14 protein-coding genes and 1 rRNA gene are annotated in these 16,723 nt (G+C 70.4%); 6 read left to right on the forward strand and 9 right to left on the reverse strand.

The annotated features are described in order from the left end of the window. Positions 1-531 precede the first annotated feature (531 nt). Together ETD83_RS45510 and ETD83_RS45515 are read right to left on the reverse strand one after the other, a co-directional pair. A complete protein-coding gene (locus ETD83_RS45510) occupies positions 532-1,056 on the reverse strand; it encodes a DUF1707 and DUF4870 domain-containing protein (protein ID WP_138648510.1) in 525 nt (174 codons plus the stop codon). A gap of 36 nt (positions 1,057-1,092) precedes the next feature. After that, entirely contained in the window at positions 1,093-1,896 is an 804-nt protein-coding gene (locus ETD83_RS45515) for a polysaccharide deacetylase family protein (protein ID WP_138648511.1), read from the reverse strand. 193 nt (positions 1,897-2,089) lie between these two features. Here ETD83_RS45515 and ETD83_RS29645 point away from each other — a divergent pair, with 193 nt between their 5' ends. Then, positions 2,090-2,461 (forward strand): hypothetical protein, encoded by a 372-nt coding sequence (locus ETD83_RS29645; RefSeq protein ID WP_138648512.1) that lies wholly within the window; start codon positions 2,090-2,092, stop codon positions 2,459-2,461. A gap of 61 nt (positions 2,462-2,522) precedes the next feature. Here ETD83_RS29645 and ETD83_RS29650 read toward each other — a convergent pair whose 3' ends face one another. Then, positions 2,523-3,497 carry a DUF4192 domain-containing protein gene (locus ETD83_RS29650; RefSeq protein ID WP_138648513.1) on the reverse strand — a complete coding sequence of 325 codons (975 nt, stop codon included), beginning with the start codon at positions 3,495-3,497 and terminating at the stop codon, positions 2,523-2,525. Positions 3,498-3,652: 155 nt separating this feature from the next. Between ETD83_RS29650 and ETD83_RS29655 the strand changes: the two genes are divergently transcribed. Then, positions 3,653-5,704 carry an ATP-dependent DNA helicase gene (locus ETD83_RS29655; protein WP_171064503.1) on the forward strand — a complete coding sequence of 684 codons (2,052 nt, stop codon included), beginning with the start codon at positions 3,653-3,655 and terminating at the stop codon, positions 5,702-5,704. A gap of 30 nt (positions 5,705-5,734) precedes the next feature. Here the strand turns inward: ETD83_RS29655 and ETD83_RS29660 are convergent, their stop codons facing one another. The 3 genes from ETD83_RS29660 to ETD83_RS29670 all read right to left on the reverse strand — a co-directional run bounded on the left by ETD83_RS29660 (position 5,735) and on the right by ETD83_RS29670 (position 10,356). After that, a complete protein-coding gene (locus ETD83_RS29660; protein WP_138648514.1) occupies positions 5,735-6,946 on the reverse strand; it encodes a pyridoxal phosphate-dependent aminotransferase in 1,212 nt (403 codons plus the stop codon). 78 nt (positions 6,947-7,024) lie between these two features. Beyond that, positions 7,025-9,535 (reverse strand): ABC transporter permease, encoded by a 2,511-nt coding sequence (locus ETD83_RS29665; RefSeq protein WP_138648515.1) that lies wholly within the window; start codon positions 9,533-9,535, stop codon positions 7,025-7,027. After that, positions 9,532-10,356: an ABC transporter ATP-binding protein gene (locus ETD83_RS29670; protein WP_138648516.1), complete on the reverse strand. Its 825-nt coding sequence runs from the start codon at positions 10,354-10,356 to the stop codon at positions 9,532-9,534. The genes ETD83_RS29665 and ETD83_RS29670 overlap by 4 nt, the downstream gene beginning before the upstream one ends. 208 nt (positions 10,357-10,564) lie before the next feature. Between ETD83_RS29670 and ETD83_RS29675 the strand changes: the two genes are divergently transcribed. The 3 genes from ETD83_RS29675 to ETD83_RS29690 all read left to right on the forward strand — a co-directional run bounded on the left by ETD83_RS29675 (position 10,565) and on the right by ETD83_RS29690 (position 13,532). Beyond that, on the forward strand, positions 10,565-11,305 hold the full coding sequence (locus ETD83_RS29675) for a TetR/AcrR family transcriptional regulator (RefSeq protein WP_230421283.1): 741 nt from the start codon (positions 10,565-10,567) through the stop codon (positions 11,303-11,305). A 49-nt stretch (positions 11,306-11,354) separates the two neighbouring features. After that, positions 11,355-12,356 (forward strand): AurF N-oxygenase family protein, encoded by a 1,002-nt coding sequence (locus ETD83_RS29680; protein ID WP_138648518.1) that lies wholly within the window; start codon positions 11,355-11,357, stop codon positions 12,354-12,356. Positions 12,357-12,719: 363 nt separating this feature from the next. Beyond that, a complete protein-coding gene (locus tag ETD83_RS29690; RefSeq protein WP_138648519.1) occupies positions 12,720-13,532 on the forward strand; it encodes an SDR family NAD(P)-dependent oxidoreductase in 813 nt (270 codons plus the stop codon). Between the two features lie 4 nt (positions 13,533-13,536). Here the strand turns inward: ETD83_RS29690 and ctaD are convergent, their stop codons facing one another. Beyond that, positions 13,537-15,171 carry an aa3-type cytochrome oxidase subunit I gene (gene ctaD, locus ETD83_RS29695; protein ID WP_138648520.1) on the reverse strand — a complete coding sequence of 545 codons (1,635 nt, stop codon included), beginning with the start codon at positions 15,169-15,171 and terminating at the stop codon, positions 13,537-13,539. 92 nt (positions 15,172-15,263) lie between these two features. Here ctaD and ETD83_RS29700 point away from each other — a divergent pair, with 92 nt between their 5' ends. After that, the gene (locus ETD83_RS29700) at positions 15,264-15,767 is read left to right on the forward strand and encodes a DUF523 domain-containing protein (protein WP_171064501.1); all 504 of its coding nucleotides are present in this window, start codon (positions 15,264-15,266) and stop codon (positions 15,765-15,767) included. A gap of 258 nt (positions 15,768-16,025) precedes the next feature. Here ETD83_RS29700 and ETD83_RS29705 read toward each other — a convergent pair whose 3' ends face one another. Next, entirely contained in the window at positions 16,026-16,457 is a 432-nt protein-coding gene (locus ETD83_RS29705; RefSeq protein ID WP_171064502.1) for a RidA family protein, read from the reverse strand. 145 nt (positions 16,458-16,602) lie between these two features. Further along, positions 16,603-16,719, reverse strand: a 5S ribosomal RNA gene (rrf, locus tag ETD83_RS29710). Between the last annotated feature and the right edge of the window lie 4 nt (positions 16,720-16,723).

Consider the following 16,723-nt stretch of genomic DNA (forward strand, 5'->3'; position numbering starts at 1 on the left):
CCCGAGCACCAAGTCCCCCGCCAGCCCACCGCGCAACCCTCACGCACCGCGCGACCCCCGCGCACTGCGCGACCCCCGCGCACTGCGCGACCCCCGCGCACCGCGTGACCCTCCGTACCGCATGACCCCCCGCGGACCGCGTGCCCACGGACACCGTGTCACCTCGGGCACTGCGTGCCCCACGAGCACCGTGCCACCCCGCGCACCGCGTGGCCCACGGACACCCGGTGGCCTACGGACGCCCCTAGGCCCTACAGGCGGCACGTGGCCCGACCAGCATCACTTGTCGTCGGTCAGTGCCGCGTGACCCCGGCGAACGCCGCGGCCTTGGGCGGACTCTGCCAAGGCCCTGCTCGAGGCGCCACGCGGCCCGTGCACGGGTGCCCCGGCCTCGCACATTCGTTCGCGATCTTTCTTGACGATCCTGCGGTCGTATGCGGTCGCCCGCGCTCACCCGTCGCCGCCCTCGGTCGTGCGCGATAGGTCGTGCGCGATGGCCCGCGGTCGCCCTTGCGGCGCGGGGGATGGCGGCTACTTCACGAGGCGCAGGATCCACGGGTAGCGGAACGACTGGCCGGCCAGGGCGTAGATCGCCGCGACGGCCGAGAGGATCCACGCCACCGCGTAGACCACCCCGCCGATCCCGAACGTGACGATCGTGAGCAGCAGCAGTGTCACGTGGAAGTTCACGGCCTCCGCCGCCTGCCGCCGGACGTACTCGGACCGCTTGCCGCTGACCAGCATCAGCACCAGCGGCCCGACGAAAAGCGTCGGGACCGCGATGGCGTGCGCCGCGGCCGCGAGCATGCGGTCCTCCCCCGTGGGCGCCTCTCCGTGCCCCGCCGGGACGGGCGCGAGCCGGGGCGCAGGAACCAGGTCGCGGGTCACCGCGCCCAGGTCGCTCTGGGTCTTGGCCGTCATCGCCAGGTGCATCCGCATGTCGAACTCGTCGTGGTCGAGCCGGCCCTCGGCGTACGCGTCCTGAAGGCGTTCGATGACCGGTTCCCGTTCGGCGTCCGAGACCCTGAGATCCCCCACCGCGTATCTGCTGTCCATACCATTCATGGTCCGCGCCGCCGCCGCGCCGGGATATCAGGGAAGACCCTGAGGCTCCCCTGAATTCAGCTGGACGTACTCCTTCCCAGGCGTGAGGCGCCTGCCGAACAGCTCCGACACCGTCACGAACACGTACCCCTCGGCCGCCAACCGGTCGATGATCTTCGGGACGGCCTTCACCGTCGTCCGGTGGATGTCGTGCATCAGCACGATGTAGCCCGGCTTCGCCGCCGCCAGCACCCGGCGCTCCACGTCCTCGGTGTCACGGCTGTCCCAGTCCTGCGGGTCGACGGTCCACAGCACCTGGGCCAGGCCCATCTCCCGCGTGATCTCGGACAGCCGCCTGGACGTTGACCCGTACGGCGGACGCAGCATCGTCGGCGTGACCCCGGACGCCTGCCGGATCGCGTCCTGCGTCCTGGTCAGCTCCGAGACGATCTTCTTCTTGGACGCCCTTCCGAGGTTCGCGTGCGAGTAGCTGTGGTCGGCGATCTCGTGCCCGGCCTCATGCTCACGGCGGACCAGCTCCGGGTACTCGGCGACGTTCTTGCCGATCAGGAAGAACGTCGCCTTCACCCGGCGGGCAGCGAGGATGTCCAGCAGTTCGCCGGTACTCGCCGCCGGCCCGTCGTCGAACGTCAGCGCCACGCATTTCGCCCGCGTGCAGTCGGGAGGCGGCTTTCGCGCGGGTTCGGGCGCCTCAGACGGCGAAGGGCCGTTGCGCTGGGCCACGGCGAACTCGACCCGTCCGGCGGACGGCGCCAGCGTGCTGAGCCCCCCGCAGATCGCGGCCGCGAGCACGGCGGCCGCCCCTCGCCGGACCAGGTTCGGCCCGTCCATCAACACCCCCGCTGCCGATGCCCCCTGAGCGGCCAGTCTAGGGCTCGCTCCCCCGCCCGCCGTGGACGCCGCCGCTGTGTCGGAAACCCGCCGCTGTGTCGGGAACCCGCGGACGCCGGACCATCGTTATCGTCGTACATCACAACCGGCCCCGGAACGGTTCCGGGACCGCCACCAGACGACGGGGCAGGCAATGAGGTTCCGGGACCGATTCGGGATCCGCAAGAACCGCGGGTCAACGGTGACGAGACTCGACCGCGAGGCGACCGACGCCGACATCGAGGCGCTGATCGCCTTCGCCCGCTCCCGCCGCGGCGTCGAGTTCTTCGTCGAGCCCGAGACCTTCGCCACCGACACCACCGCCGTCGCCGTCGCCCATGACGGCGAGTGGACCCGCCGCCGCGTCGGTTCCCCCAAGGTCATCGGCAAGGTGGCCCGCGACCTCGGCCTGCCGGTCTACGACGTCCAGATCGTCGGCTATCCGCCCCGGATGCGCGCCTGGAACGAACGCAACCCCGACCGCCGCATCGACCCGGGCACCCCCGGCCAGGCCGTGGCCCCATGAACCGCAGGCGGTAATCCACCGCCGCCACGCTGGTGACGAGGCCGGTTGGGGGGAGGGTGGGTCAGCCTGCCTTTCGTTGGCGGTTGTAGTAGGCGGAGGCCAGTTGGTCTGAGGTCATGCGTAGGCGGAGTTTTGAGGGTGGGATGCCGGCGTTGATCACCTCCCGGAGGATCACGGCCATGGAGTAGGCGGGGTCGGCGTCCAGGACCCGCTCGATGGCGACGTTGGCGAGGCCGCCGTCGCCTGCGGAGTAGGCGGCGAAGGCCAGGAGGGACGCCGGTGCGGGGACGTAGGCATCCTCCACACGGCGGACGACGTCGCGCCAGAAGGCGATGTCGGCGGCCGGGGCGTCCTCGTCGATGCGGATCCAGGCCTCGTCGCGGAAGCGCAGGTCGGTGAGGAGGACGCCGAGCCAGGCCACCTCGTCGTCGGTCGGTGGGGCGCCGGCGCGGGTGAGGAGGGCGTGGACGAACGCGAGGCTCTCGTCGGGATCGTCGGGCCGGGAGAGGAGGCGTATCTCGGCGCGGTCGGTGGCCTCGCGCATGGCGGTGCGGACGGGGCCGTCGAGCTGCTGGACGGACCGGACCAGCTCGGAGCGGTCGGCAAGGGCCACCTGGCCGGCGAACGTCGCCTGGGCCGCGACGACGCTGGCGGAGATGTCGTACGGGACGCCCTCGGGCGGGCAGCAGCCGTCGTCGCAGGTGAGCGACCACCAGCGGCCGTCGGCCACGCGGACGGCCTCGGCGGCGGGGACGCCCGCGGAGCCGAGGGCCGCGCGCAGGACGGCGGCGGATTCGCGGACCTCGCCGTCCGGGCCGTATCCGAGAATGAGGGAGCGGCGGAAGCCGTTGCCGGACAGGAGCGCGGCCACCCGCTCGGCGGCGTCCGACGACGGTAAGTCGAGCCGGATCGCGCATGTGCCGTTGCCGTCGCTCTCGAAGCCGATCACGACGAGGCTCCGGGACGGGTGGAACCCCAGCAGGTACGGGACGGCTGCGATGGCGTCTTGTGCGGAGCGGATCACCAGGGCTGTCATGTCCTCGACCCTCGCAGCCTGCCCCCGCCGGCCGATACCGCCGCCGAAATTGTGGATAACCCGTCCCGGGACGCGGGTGTCCGCCGCGGGCGGTAGCGTTGGGCGGCGTGCCCGCCCCTGATCTGCTGAACGGCAGCGATACCCGCGTTCCCGACATGGCGACCCTGCTCGCCGCGGCCGTGACCTCCATCGGAGGCGCCGAGCGCCCGGGGCAGGTGACGATGGCGCAGGCGGTCGAGAAGGCGATCGAGTCCGGCGAGCACGTCGCCGCGCAGGCCGGTACGGGCACCGGAAAGTCGCTGGCCTACCTGGTCCCGGCGATCCGGTACGCGGTGGAGAAGCAGACGACGGTGGTCGTGTCCACGGCGACGATCGCGCTGCAGCGCCAGCTCGTCGACCGCGATCTGCCCCGGCTGGCGGAGACGTTCGGGCCGCTGCTCGGGACGGAGCTGAAGTTCGCGATCCTCAAGGGGCGCCGCAACTACCTGTGCCTGCACCGGGTGCAGACGGGCGTCCCGGAGGAGGACGAGGGCCCGAGCCTGTTCGACCCGCAGCAGCTGTCCACGCTCGGACGGCAGGTGAAGCGGTTGAACGAGTGGGCCGAGGAGACCAAGACCGGCGACCGGGACGAGCTGGTGCCGGGGGTGAGCGAGCAGGCGTGGCGGCAGGTCGCGGTCACCGCCAGGGAGTGCCTGGGGGCGCAGCGCTGCCCGCACGGCACCGAGTGCTTCTCCGAGCTGGCCAGGGCGGAGGCCGGTGAGGCGCACATCGTGGTCACCAACCACGCGCTGCTGGCGATCGACGCGCTGGAGGAGTACCAGGTCCTGCCCGAGCACGACGTGGTGATCGTGGACGAGGCGCACGAGCTGGTCGACCGGGTCACGTCCGTCGCGACCGGCGATCTCAGCGCGGCGGCGGTCGAGATGGCGGCGCGCCGGTGCGGGCGGCTCATCGAGGAGGCCACCGCCGACCGGTTGAAGGAGGCCGCGGAGGGGCTCGGTCTCCTTCTGGAGGATTTGCAGGCCGGACGTATGGACGTCCTGTCCCCGGCCCTGGGCAACACCCTCGCGGTCGTCCGGGACGCCGCGCACGCCTGCGTCACCGCGCTCGGGCCAGAGAAAAAGGACGTCGACCCGGGCGACATGGCGGCACGGAAGGCCGCTCGGTCGTCGCTGGAAGAGCTCCATGACACGGCCGTGCGAGTGCTGGAGGCGTTCCAGCCGGAGATCGCCGAGCGGTTCGACGTGGTGTGGCTGGAGAAGCCGTTCGTCCAGGACGGGCGGCCCAGGCGTCCACCGGCGCTGCACGTCGCGCCGATCGGGGTCGGCGGCCTGCTGCGGACGACGCTGTTCGAGCGGCGCACCGCGATCCTCACGTCCGCGACGCTCACGCTCGGCGGGTCGTTCGAGCCGCTCGCCCGCCAGTGGGGCCTGCCGCCGCTGAACGAGAACGCCTCGAAGGACGCCAAGACCGCCGCCGAGGGCCTCGCCCAGACCGCGACGGAGAAGCGCGAGGAGACTGAGGTCGTGTGGTCGGGCCTCGATGTGGGGTCGCCGTTCGACCATCCGAAGGCGGGCATCCTGTACGTCGCGCGGCATCTGCCGCAACCCGGACGGGACGGTCTCGCCGACGCCTACCTGACGGAGATCACCGAGCTGATCGAGGCGGCGGGCGGCCGCACGCTCGGGCTGTTCTCGTCGATGCGGGCGGCCCGGCAGGCGGCCGACGAGCTGAAGGACCACCTGTCCCATCCGCTGCTGTGCCAGGGCGACGACTCCACGTCCCTGCTGGTCAAGCAGTTCGCCGAGGACGAGCGCACCTGCCTGTTCGGCACCCTGTCGCTCTGGCAGGGCGTGGACGTGCCCGGCCCGTCCCTGCAGCTCGTCATCATGGACCGCATCCCGTTCCCCCGTCCGGACGACCCGGTGTCGTCGGCGCGGTCGCGGGCGGTCGCGGCGCGCGGCGGGAACGGCTTCATGGCGGTCGCCGCGACGCACGCCGCGCTGCTGCTCGCGCAGGGCGCGGGGCGGCTGCTGCGCTCGATGGACGACCGGGGCGTCGTGGCCGTCCTCGACCCGCGCCTCGCGACGGCGCGCTACGGCGGTTTCCTGAAGAGCACGCTTCCGCCGTTCTGGGCCACCACCGACCCGGACGTCGTCCGCGGCGCGCTCCGCCGCCTCGACGCCGCCGCGGCAGGCCAGGTCTGAAACGCCGCTACCGCGGACGCACGGCGCGGGTCAGCGGCGGTAGGTGGTGAGGAAATCGCCTATGCGGCCCACGGCGTCTTCGAGGTCGTCGGCGTACTGGAGCGTGACGACGCGGAAATGGTCGGTGGACGGCCAGTTGAACCCCGTCCCCTGCACGACGAGGAGCTTCTGCTGTTCGAGCAGGTCGAGGGCGAAGCGCATGTCGTCCTCGATGGGGTACATCTCGGGGTCGAGGCGCGGGAAGACGTACAGCGCCCCCATGGGACGGACGCAGCTCACCCCAGGCAGGTCGTTCAGCAGCTTCCAGGCGCGGTCCCGCTGCTCACCGAGCCGCCCCGTCGGCAGGACGAGGTCGTCGATGCTCTGGTGGCCGCCGAGCGCGGCCTGGATGGCGTGCTGGCCGGGGACGTTGGGGCAGAGCCGCATGTTGGCGAGGATGTCCAGGCCCTCGATGTAGGAGTCGGCGTGCTCCTTGGGGCCGGTCAGCACGACCCAGCCGGCGCGGAACCCGGCGACGCGGTAGTTCTTCGAGAGGCCGCCGAAGGTCAGGCACAGCAGGTCGGGGGCCAGGGACGCGATGGGGATGTGCTCGGCGTCGTCGTACAGGATCCGGTCGTAGATCTCGTCCGCGAAGATGATCAGGTTGTGCCGGCGGGCGAGCTCGACGATGCCGGTGAGGACCTCGCGCGGGTAGACGGCGCCGGTCGGGTTGTTCGGGTTGATCAGCACCAGCGCCCGCGTCCGGTCGCCGATCCTGGACTCGATGTCGTCCAGGCCGGGCGCCCAGTCGGCGGACTCGTCGCACAGGTAGTGGACGGGCGTCCCGCCGCACAGCGACACCGCGGCCGTCCACAGCGGGTAGTCGGGCGCGGGGATGAGCACCTCGTCGCCGTCGTTGAGCAGCGCCTGCAGCGTCATCACGATCAGCTCGGAGACGCCGTTGCCGAGGTAGACGTCCTCGACGTCGACGCCGGTGACGCCGTCGTCCTCCAGGCGCTGCACGATGGCGCGGCGGGCGGGCAGGATGCCCTTGGAGTCGCTGTATCCGTGCGCGTCCGGCAGGTTCCGGACCATGTCCTGGAGCAGCTCCGGCGGAGCCTCGAACCCGAACGGGGCCGGGTTGCCGATGTGCAGCTTGAGGATGTTGTTGCCCTCGGCCTCCAGCTGCTTGGCGCGCTTGAGCACCGGGCCGCGGATGTCGTAACAGACGTTGGTCAGTTTGCCCGACTGGTTGACCTGCATGGACTCACCATAGCCACGGGCGGTCCGCGGCGTCCCGTCCCCCTGCCGATGTGCAGGCCAGGGGGACGGGGGCGGCGGTCACGGGGCGGAGATCGCGGACAGGATCGCCAGCCGCGCCGCGCGCCGGGCCGGGCGGATCGCGGCGAGCGCCCCCGCCACCGCGCCGACCAGCGCGACGATCACCAGGGTGAGGACGGGCGGCGCGAACGGGTTGCCGAGCGCGCTGCCGAGCCCCCGGCCGAGGAACGCGCCGAGCCCGATCCCGCCGGCCGTGCCGAACAGCGCGACGATCACCGACTCCCAGCGGACCATCGACCTGATCTGCGGGCGGGTCGCGCCGACCGCGCGCAGCAGCCCGAGCTCCCGGGTCCGCTCGTGGACGGCGAGCGACAGCGTGTTGGCGATGCCGAGCAGCGCGATCACGATGGCGAGGATCAGCATCCCGTAGACGACGGTGATGAAACCCTGCTGCTCCTCGGTCTGCGCGGCGACGAAGTCGTCCCGTGTCTGGACCTCCGGCGCGCCGTACGGCTTGGCGAGCGCGGTGAGCGCCTGCCCCGCCTCGGCGACGGTCGCGCCGGGTTTGAGGACGACGAACGCCCGCGTGTCGAGCGGCTGGCGGGTGTGCGCATTCCACACCGTCCGCGGGACGACGTAGTCGCCGGTCATGTCGGTGTTCTCGTAGACGGCGCCGACGGTGAGCCGCTGCGACGCGCCGTCCGCGAACGTGACCGGGACCTGCGTGCCGGGTTTCCAGCCCTTGTCGTCGGCGACGCTCTTCGACACGGCGAGCGCGCCCGCGTCCGCCATGGCGCCCTGGGTGACGTCCAGGTCGAGGACCCGTCCGAGGGCCGCCGGGTCGGCGACGCTCACGGTGGACGCGTCGCCGTCCACCCGCAGGCTGCCGGTTCCGGCGCCCGCGACCCGGTCGACCTGCGGCAGCTTCGCCGCGTCCTGGACGAGGCCCGTGCCGAACCCGCCGGTCTCGTTGCCCCCGGAGTTCACGACGAGCGGGCCCTTGAACGACCCGGCGACGCTGTTCTCCAGGGACGCGCCGAGCGACCCGATGAACACCGTCATCAGCGTGACGACACCGACGCCGATCATCAGCGCGGTCGCGGCGCCCGCGGTGCGCTTCGGGCTGCGGGCGGCGTTGTCGCGGGCCAGCGCCCCGGGCACGCCGCGCGTCCGCGCCGCGGGCCCGCCGATCAGCGCGGCGACCGGACGCGCCGCGACCGGGCCGAGCGCGACCATCGCCACGACGCACAGGACCGCGCCCGCGCCGGCCATCGCCATCTGCTCGGTGACCGCGCCGAACACGACGGTCCCGGCGGCGACGGCCGCGAGCACGCCGCCGACGATGACGCGGGTGTCGGTCGGACGGGCGGACTCGGCGGCGACCTCGCGCAGCGCGGCCAGCGGCGCCACCCGGGACGCCTTCATCGCGGGCCCGAGCGCGGCGACCAGCGTCACCAGCAGCCCGACCGGCACCGCGATCAGGAGCGAGGTGGCGGAGACGGTGAGCCCCTCCATGGCGATCCCGATGCGGAACTGCGTGAACAGCTGCCGCAGCAGCGCCGCGAAGCCCATCCCGCCAGCGAGCCCGGCGGCGGTCGCGGCGGCGCCGATGACCAGCGCCTCGAACCCGACGATCGTCATGACCTGGCGGCGGCCCGCACCGAGGGCGCGCAGCAGCGCCGACTCGCGGGTGCGCTGCGCCATGGTGATCGCGAACGTGTTGTGGATGCTGAACGCGGCGACGAGCAGCGCCACCCCGCCGAACGCGCCGAGGACGGTCCGGAAGATCTGCAGGAATCCCGACTCGACCTGCGACATGCCCTCCTCGACCTGCGCCTTGTTCGTTATGGCCTCCGTCCCGGCGGGCAGGACGGGCTTGATGCGGGACGCCAGCTCCCGCTGGCCGACACCGTCCTCCGCGCGGACGTAGACGCCGCTGATCCGGTCGGGCGACTTCGCGACGTGCAGGCGGGCGCCCTCCAGGCTGAACGCGGTGAACGACGTCTCGCCGAACGCCTCCTCGTCGCCGAACATGCTGATCCCGACCACGGTCACCGGGACCTTCTCCGGCGTGAGCACCGCCGTCCGGTCGCCGACCTTCAGCTTGCCCTCGGTGGCGAACATCTTGTTGATGACGACCTCGTCCGGTGCGCGCGGGGCCCGTCCCTGGGCCAGCCGGTACGGGTTGAGCTTCGGGTCGGTCAGCCAGTTCCCGGCGGTGCGCGGGCCGCGCGACTCGACGATCGCGCCGTCCTTGGCGAGCAGCTGCCCCGACCCCTGGATGACCGGTTCGGCGTTCCGGACGCCGTCCACCTGGCGGACCCGGTCGAGCGCGGACGCGTCGATCTGCCCGCGGGACCCCCACGGCTCGTCGCTGACACTGGTCGAGTTGCGGACGCTGACGTCCGTCTTGCCGAACGACTGCGAGTAGTACCCGTCGATGCTTCCGGCGAGGGTGTCGCCGAGCACGAGCGTTCCCGTCAGGAACGACACGCCGAGGAAGACCGCCACCAGGGAGCCGGCCATCCGGCGCTTGCGTCCCCACAGTTCCTTGAAGACGAGCCCGATCATCGGAGGTCCCCCAGCCCGCGCATCCGGTCCAGCACCCGGTCGGGCGTGGGAGCGTCCATGACGTCGACGATGCGGCCGTCGGCGAGGAACACCACCGAGTCGGCGTGCCCCGCGGCGACCGGGTCGTGGGTGACCATCGCGACGGTCTGGCCCAGGTCGTCCACGGCGTTGCGGAGGAGCGTCAGCACCTCGGCGCCGGTGCGGGAGTCGAGGTTGCCGGTCGGCTCGTCCGCGAACACGATCTGCGGGCGGGTGACCAGCGCGCGCGCCAGCGCCACCCGCTGCTGCTGCCCGCCCGACATCTCGGACGGACGGTGCGACAGCCGGTCCCCCAGCTTCAGGACGCGCACGACCGTGTCGAGCCATTCCCTGTCGGGGCTCGTCCCGGCCAGCGTCATCGGAAGGAGGATGTTGTCGCGGGCGGTCAGCGTCGGGAGCAGGTTGAACGCCTGGAACACGAACCCGATGCGCTCGCGCCGGAGCCTGGTCAGCCGCCGGTCGGACAGCGCGCCGAGCTCCTGGTCGCCGACGTAGACCTTGCCGGACGTCGCGTCCTCCAGCCCCGCCACGCAGTGCATCAGGGTGGACTTCCCGGCACCGGACGGCCCCATGATCGCGGTGAACCGCCGTTCCGGAAGCACCACGCTGACGTCGTCGAGCGCGCGCACCGCCATGTCGCCGGTCCCGTACACCTTCGTGAGATGGACCGTGCGGGCGCCGCCCTCCCCGGTGGCCGCGCCGCCCCTCCCGGCGGCCGCGCCGGTCGCGCCGCCGCCCGCCTCGTCGTTGATCGATCGCCTTGCCTCTGCTGCGTTTCCCATGCACGGGATCGTGGCGTCGCGGTCCGCCGCCCGTCGTCGGGTGAGGAGAGGCACCGTGCCTGCTCCCGGCGAAGCACTCGGCCGCCCCCGGCTACCTCCCCCGGGGTACGTCGCCGGGGAAGATCAATAAGACACGACGTCCAATTGTGATGCGGGCAACATACATGCAGGCTTGCTTGCATGTATGTCGGCTCGTACCGTCGGATGCGTGACAGTGAGCAGCCGCCGACGCCACCGGCACGTACCGTCCTCCAGCCCCCACCCACCGCCATCCAACGGACGAGCTCCGCTCGACGGGCCGCCTCGCCGCAGGACGCAGGAGGAACGCCGGTCGCACACGCAGGCCAGGCTCCTGGAGGCCACCATGGAATGCCTGGTGGACCTCGGCTGGTCCGGGACGTCCACCACGGAGGTGGCCCGCCGCGCCGGAGTGTCGCGCGGGGCGCAGCAGCACCACTACCCGACCAAGATGGTGCTGGTCGCGGCGGCGCTGGAGCATCTGCTGGAGGCGCAGCGCCTGGCGTACGAGACCGCGTTCGCGGCGCTGCCGCCCGAGCGGCGCGACGTCTCCGGCGCGCTCGACCTGCTGTGGGAGGTGTTCCGCGGGCGTCCGGCCAAGGCCCTCACGGAACTGGCCGTCGCGGCCCGCACCGACGACGAGCTGCGCCCGCTGTGCCGCGACCTGAACGAGCGGATCCTCCAGGTCATCCTGGAGGTGTTCGAGCGGCTGTTCCCGGAGAACACGCTGCCCCCCGACTTCGTCCCGACGATGCTGCGCGGCGTGTTCGCGATGTTCGTCGGGCTCTCCATACAGAACGCGCTGGACGACGACGCCGACGGCCACCAGGCCGCCGTGCTGCGCCAGGTCAAGGACGTCGCGCGGCTGATCGTCCCGGGGCCCGGAACGCCCCCGTCCGCACCTCCCGAACGTCCCGACCGAACCTCCTGAACGCCCCGTCGGCCGCGGCCGACCGCACCACCCCGAGGGAGCGCCCGACATGCCGAAAGCCCCCACCGAACTCGCCGAAGAGGTCCGCGAGCAGGTCAAGGACAAGAAGTCCTACCTCGGCGTCATCGACCGCCTGAACAAGGCGTCGGTGGACAAGCACTGGGAGGCCTACGCCGACATCCCGTGGGACGACCCCGAGTTCACCGTCGACAAGAACGACCCGCGCTGGGTGCTGCCGCCGTTCGACCGGCTCGGCGAGACGGCTTGGTACCAGGCGCAGCCGCCCGAGATCCAGGCGCAGATCGGGCTCTGGCGCGTCGCGACCGCGATGAAGATCGGCCTGCAGTTCGAGAATCTGCTGAAGCGCGGCCTGCTGAACTACGCCTACCGGCTGCCGAACGGACGCCCCGAGTTCCGCTACGTCTACCACGAGACGACCGAGGAATGTCACCACGGGATGATGTTCCAGGAGTTCGTGAACCGGACGAAGATGCCGATCCGCGGCATGCCTCGCTCGCTCAGCCTCATCGCGCAGGCCGCGCCGTGGATCCCGCTGGTCAGCACCGAGATGTTCTTCATCTTCGTGCTCGGCGGCGAGGACCCGATCGACTACGTCCAGCGCAAGTCGCTCAAGGGCGGGCACATCAAACACCCGCTCGAAGAGACCATCATGAAGATCCACATCGCGGAGGAGGCCCGGCACATCTCGTTCGCCCGGCACTACCTCAAGCACCGGGTGCCGAACATGAACCCGCTGCGCCGCCGGATCCTCGGCGTCGCGACACCGGTCGTCCTCGGCGTGATGGCGCGGATCATGCTGTCGCCGCCCGGGCCGATGGTGCGGCACTTCGGCATCCCGAAGGACGTCGTCCGCCAGGCGTACAAGAGCGAGGCGTCGATGGCGGAGATCTCCAACTCCGTCGGCAAGATCCGCGATCTGATGGCCGAGCTCGGCGTGATCAGCCCGGTCGGCAAGCAGGTGTGGAAGACGTTCGGCATCTGGGACGAGCCGAAGCAGCGCCGCACCGTCGAGACCGGCAAGCCCGCGTGACCACGACCGGCCCGGCAACCCCTACGGCGCCTCCCGGGCGTCCCGCCCCTGGGGCACGAAGGAGAGGCCCGCCGTGGTGACGCCCGCGTCCGGACCGGGGGCCCGTACAAGGTCGTCGTCATCGGGACGGGCTTCTCCGGCCTCGGGATGGCGACCGGGATGGCGATCGGGCTGAAGCGGTCCGGCGTCCACGGTCAGCTTCTGGCTGCGGACCCGCAAGCTCGACCCTGCGACTTCCAGGTAGAGACGGCGACCCCGACCTCGTGACAGGCCGGACTCCGGCCCTAGAATCGCCGTAATTGAACACCGAATCTAATTAGCTGCCCCCGCGGTTAGCGGCGTCCAACATTGAGCGGAGTCCCCATGAGCATCGCGATCGTGACCGGAGGCGCGTCCGGCATCGGCCGTGCGATCGCCACCTCCCTGGTGACGCGCGGCGACACCGTCGTGGTGACCGACATCAACGCCGACGGCGCGGCGCACGTCGCCGACAAGCTGAACACCCTCGGCAAGGGCAAGGCGACGTCCGCCCCGCTCGACGTCACCGACCCCGACGCCGTCACGGACCTCTACAAGGGCGTCGGCGCCGATCACGGACGCCTCGACCTGGTGTTCAACAACGCCGGCATCGCCATCGGCGGCCTGGCCGAGGAACTCACCCTCGACCACTGGAACCGCGCGATCGACATCAACCTCAAGGGCGTCGTGCACGGCGTCCACGCCGCCTACCCGATCATGCTGGAGCAGGGCCGCGGCCACATCGTCAACACCGCCTCGCTCGCCGGACTCGTCCCCATGCCGATCGGCATCCCCTACACGGCGACCAAGCACGCCGTCGTCGGCCTGTCCCTCGGCCTGCGCGCCGAGGCCGCGGGACGCGGCGTCAAGGTCAGCGTCGTCTGCCCGAGCTTCGTCGACACGCCGCTGCTCCACAACGTCAACCCGGACCTGCCCGAGACGCCGATGAGCGGCGACGCCACCGGCGACATCGCCAAGGCGTCCCCGCGCCTCTACACGGCCGAGAAACTGGCCCGCGACATCATGCGCGGCATCGCCAAGAACCAGGCGCTCATCGTCGCGCCCGCCCACGGCCGCCTCGCCTGGCGCGGTGCCCGCCTGAACCCGGGCGCCGCCGTCCGCGTGGCGCAAGTGGCCGTGAACCGCATCCGCAAGTAACCGGCTAACCGCCCAGCTTGGGATGGTGCAGGTCGAACGCGGGACGCTCAGAACGGATCCGCGGAATCGACGTGAAGTTATGCCTCGGCGGCGGGCAGGATGTGGCCCATTCCAGCGAATTCCCGTAGCCCCACGGGTCATCGACGTCCACCGGGACGGCGCGCCGCGACGTCCGGTACACGTTGTAGAGGAAGAACAGCGTGGATATGCCCAGGAGGAACGCGCCGGCACTGGAGATCCGGTTCAGCGCCGCGAACTCCTCCGGGTAGTCGGCGTACCGCCGCGGCATGCCCTCGGCACCAAGCCAATGCTGGACGAGGAACGTCGTGTGGAAGCCGATGAACAGCGTCCAGAAATGGACCTTCCCCCACCCCTCATGCAGCATCTTCCCCGTCATCTTCGGCCACCAGAAGTAGAAGCCTGCGAACATCGCGAACACGACCGTCCCGAAGACGACGTAGTGGAAGTGCGCGACGACGAAGTAGGAGTCCTGGACGTGGAAGTCCAGCGGCGGTGACGCCAGGATGACGCCGGTCAGCCCGCCGAACAGGAACGTCACCAGGAAGCCGACGGAGAACAGCATCGGCGTCTCGAACGTCAGGCTCCCCCGCCACATCGTCCCGACCCAGTTGAAGAACTTAACCCCGGTCGGCACCGCGATGAGGAACGACATGAACGAGAAGAACGGCAACAGCACCTGACCGGTCGTGAACATGTGGTGCGCCCACACCGACATCGACAGCCCCGTGATCGTGATCGTGGCGCCGACCATACCGAGGTAGCCGAACAACGGTCTGCGGCTGAACACGGGAATGACCTCGGTGACGATGCCGAAGAACGGCAGCGCGATGATGTAGACCTCGGGATGCCCGAAGAACCAGAACAGGTGCTGCCACATCAACGCGCCACCGTGTGAGGCGTCGAAGATGTGCGCGCCGAGCCGCCGGTCCGCCTCCAGCGCCAGCAGCGCCGCGGCGAGGACGGGAAACGCCATCAGCACGAGAACACTCGTCAGGAAGACGTTCCACGTGAAGATCGGCATCCGGAACATCGTCATTCCCGGGGCCCGCATTCCCACGATCGTCGTGATGAAGTTGACCCCGCCGAGAATCGTCCCGAACCCCGACAGCGCCAGCCCCATGATCCACATGTCGGCGCCGATGCCCGGCGACCGCAGCTCGCTGCTCAGCGGCGCGTATCCCGTCCAGCCGAAGCTCGCGGCGCCGCCCGGGGAGATGAACGACGCGAACAGCATCAGGCCGCCGAACAGGAACAGCCAGTAGCTCATCATGTTCATACGCGGGAACGCCACGTCCGGCGACCCGATCTGCAACGGCATGATCACGTTCGCGAACCCGACGAACAGCGGCGTCGCGAACAGCAGCAGCATGATCGTGCCGTGCATCGTGAACATCTGGTTGTACTGCTCGTTGCTGACGACCTGCAGGCCCGGCTCCGCCAGCTCCCCGCGGATCACCATCGCCATCAGCCCGGCCAGCAGGAAGAACGTGAACGACGTGATCAGATACAGATACCCGATCACCTTGTGGTCGGTGGTGGTCAACCAGGACACGAGCACCGAGCCCCGTGGACGCGGCGAGCGGCCCGCCTCCCGGAGTGGACGGCCGAGAAGGACCATGCCAGGCTCCCTGCGAACGGAGGATTCCACCACTATTCGCCGCAGCCCCGAGCGACGCAAGACGTGCCCGTACCCCGCATATTCTGGAGGACGTGGAACGCATTCTGGTCAGCTCCTGCCTCATGGGGCGGCCCGTCCGCTATGACGGCGCCGCCAAACCGGTGGGCGACGACCTCTTCGAACGCTGGCGCGCCGAGGGCCGCCTCGTCCCGTTCTGCCCCGAGGTGTCAGGCGGACTGGCCGTCCCCCGCCCACCGGCCGAGATCGTCGGCGGCGACGGCCACGCCGTCCTGGACGGCACCGCTCATGTCCGCACGGACACGGGTGAGGACGTGACCGCCGAATTCCTCCACGGCGCCCGCCAGGCCCTCGACACCGCCCGCCGCTCGGGCGCCCGCATCGCCCTCCTCAAGGAGGGCAGCCCGTCCTGCGGCAGCCACCGAATCTACGACGGCACCTTCACCGGCACGTCGGTAGCCGGGGAGGGTGTCACAACCGCCCTCCTCGAACGAGAAGGCATCCAAGTCTTCAGCGAAACCGACCTGCCCGCGGTGAACTCCCTCCTCCAAACCCTGGAATCCAAGCCCGACTCGTAAGCAACCGCCGTCCCCCGCATCCGCAGAGCCACCCGCAAGACGGTGATCGGATGGGCTGGGAGCGCGAGCGGGATTCACCAAACGGGCGCGACGTTGAGCCCGCGCTCCCCGCCCGTCGATCAACACGACGAACCCGTTCTAGGGATCGGTTCCGGCCATCACTTCCACGGCCGTACCGACCACGAACAGGCGCCATCCACCGCCCACGCCCCAATGAGCACTCCCCACGACCACCGAGCGACGAGTGCTCGACCTCCGTCAGCTCTGCCCGTTCTCCGTGCCTGGCGCGGCGGACGAGGCAGGCCCGACTGCAATGGCTTCAATCTCCAGAAGCCAAGCCTCGTCGTAGATACCCGTGATGATGATCGTGATCGCGGGACGGTGCTCGCCGAGCACCTCGTGACGGATCTGCGAGTTGAGTTCGCGGTATCGCCGATCGGACAGATAAATGGTGACCTTGGCGAGATTGCCGACGGTCATACCGGCGCTGGCAAGGACCGTCTTGACGTTGTCCCATGCGAGGCGGCACTGGGCAGCGAAGTCAGCCGGAACGTCGCCCTTGGTGGTCCACGGCGGCTGGCCGCTGATGTACAGGGTCCGTTGCGCACCGCTGACCAGCGTTCCATGCGTGTAGGCCGGCGAAGACTCAGGCAGCTCGGCCGGATCAATCGGTTCAATCGCGAAGGTCATCACTATCCCAATCTCACGAGGAAGGTTCGGGACGAAGATAGTCGATCGCCGCCATTCTCCGGGGCACCGTCACCGGCCCCGGAACCCGACTCCGACAAATAAGAAAGGCCCCGCCGTGTCGGCGGGGCCTTTCTGTGTGATATGTGTCCGGCGGTGTCCTACTCTCCCACACAGTCTCCCATGCAGTACCATCGGCGCTGAAGAGCTTAACTTCCGGGTTCGGGATGGGACCGGGTGTTTCCCCTTCGCCAAAACCACCGAACGCC

This window comes from Actinomadura soli, assembly GCF_005889715.1.
In the GTDB taxonomy this organism is placed as follows: domain Bacteria; phylum Actinomycetota; class Actinomycetes; order Streptosporangiales; family Streptosporangiaceae; genus Spirillospora; species Spirillospora soli.

What these genes read in the sequence shown, in the direction of transcription:
- ETD83_RS29705 (WP_171064502.1), bottom strand. Translation starts at nt 16,457, where the DNA reads ATGACCTTCGCGATTGAACCGATTGATCCGGCCGAGCTGCCTGAGTCT.
- ETD83_RS45515 (WP_138648511.1), bottom strand. Translation starts at nt 1,896, where the DNA reads ATGGACGGGCCGAACCTGGTCCGGCGAGGGGCGGCCGCCGTGCTCGCG.
- ETD83_RS29660 (WP_138648514.1), bottom strand. Translation starts at nt 6,946, where the DNA reads ATGCAGGTCAACCAGTCGGGCAAACTGACCAACGTCTGTTACGACATC.
- ETD83_RS29655 (WP_171064503.1), top strand. Translation starts at nt 3,653, where the DNA reads ATGGCGACCCTGCTCGCCGCGGCCGTGACCTCCATCGGAGGCGCCGAG.
- ETD83_RS29690 (WP_138648519.1), top strand. Translation starts at nt 12,720, where the DNA reads ATGAGCATCGCGATCGTGACCGGAGGCGCGTCCGGCATCGGCCGTGCG.
- ETD83_RS29670 (WP_138648516.1), bottom strand. Translation starts at nt 10,356, where the DNA reads ATGGGAAACGCAGCAGAGGCAAGGCGATCGATCAACGACGAGGCGGGC.
- ETD83_RS29650 (WP_138648513.1), bottom strand. Translation starts at nt 3,497, where the DNA reads ATGACAGCCCTGGTGATCCGCTCCGCACAAGACGCCATCGCAGCCGTC.
- ETD83_RS29645 (WP_138648512.1), top strand. Translation starts at nt 2,090, where the DNA reads ATGAGGTTCCGGGACCGATTCGGGATCCGCAAGAACCGCGGGTCAACG.
- ETD83_RS29680 (WP_138648518.1), top strand. Translation starts at nt 11,355, where the DNA reads ATGCCGAAAGCCCCCACCGAACTCGCCGAAGAGGTCCGCGAGCAGGTC.
- ETD83_RS45510 (WP_138648510.1), bottom strand. Translation starts at nt 1,056, where the DNA reads ATGGACAGCAGATACGCGGTGGGGGATCTCAGGGTCTCGGACGCCGAA.
- ETD83_RS29665 (WP_138648515.1), bottom strand. Translation starts at nt 9,535, where the DNA reads ATGATCGGGCTCGTCTTCAAGGAACTGTGGGGACGCAAGCGCCGGATG.
- ctaD (WP_138648520.1), bottom strand. Translation starts at nt 15,171, where the DNA reads ATGGTCCTTCTCGGCCGTCCACTCCGGGAGGCGGGCCGCTCGCCGCGT.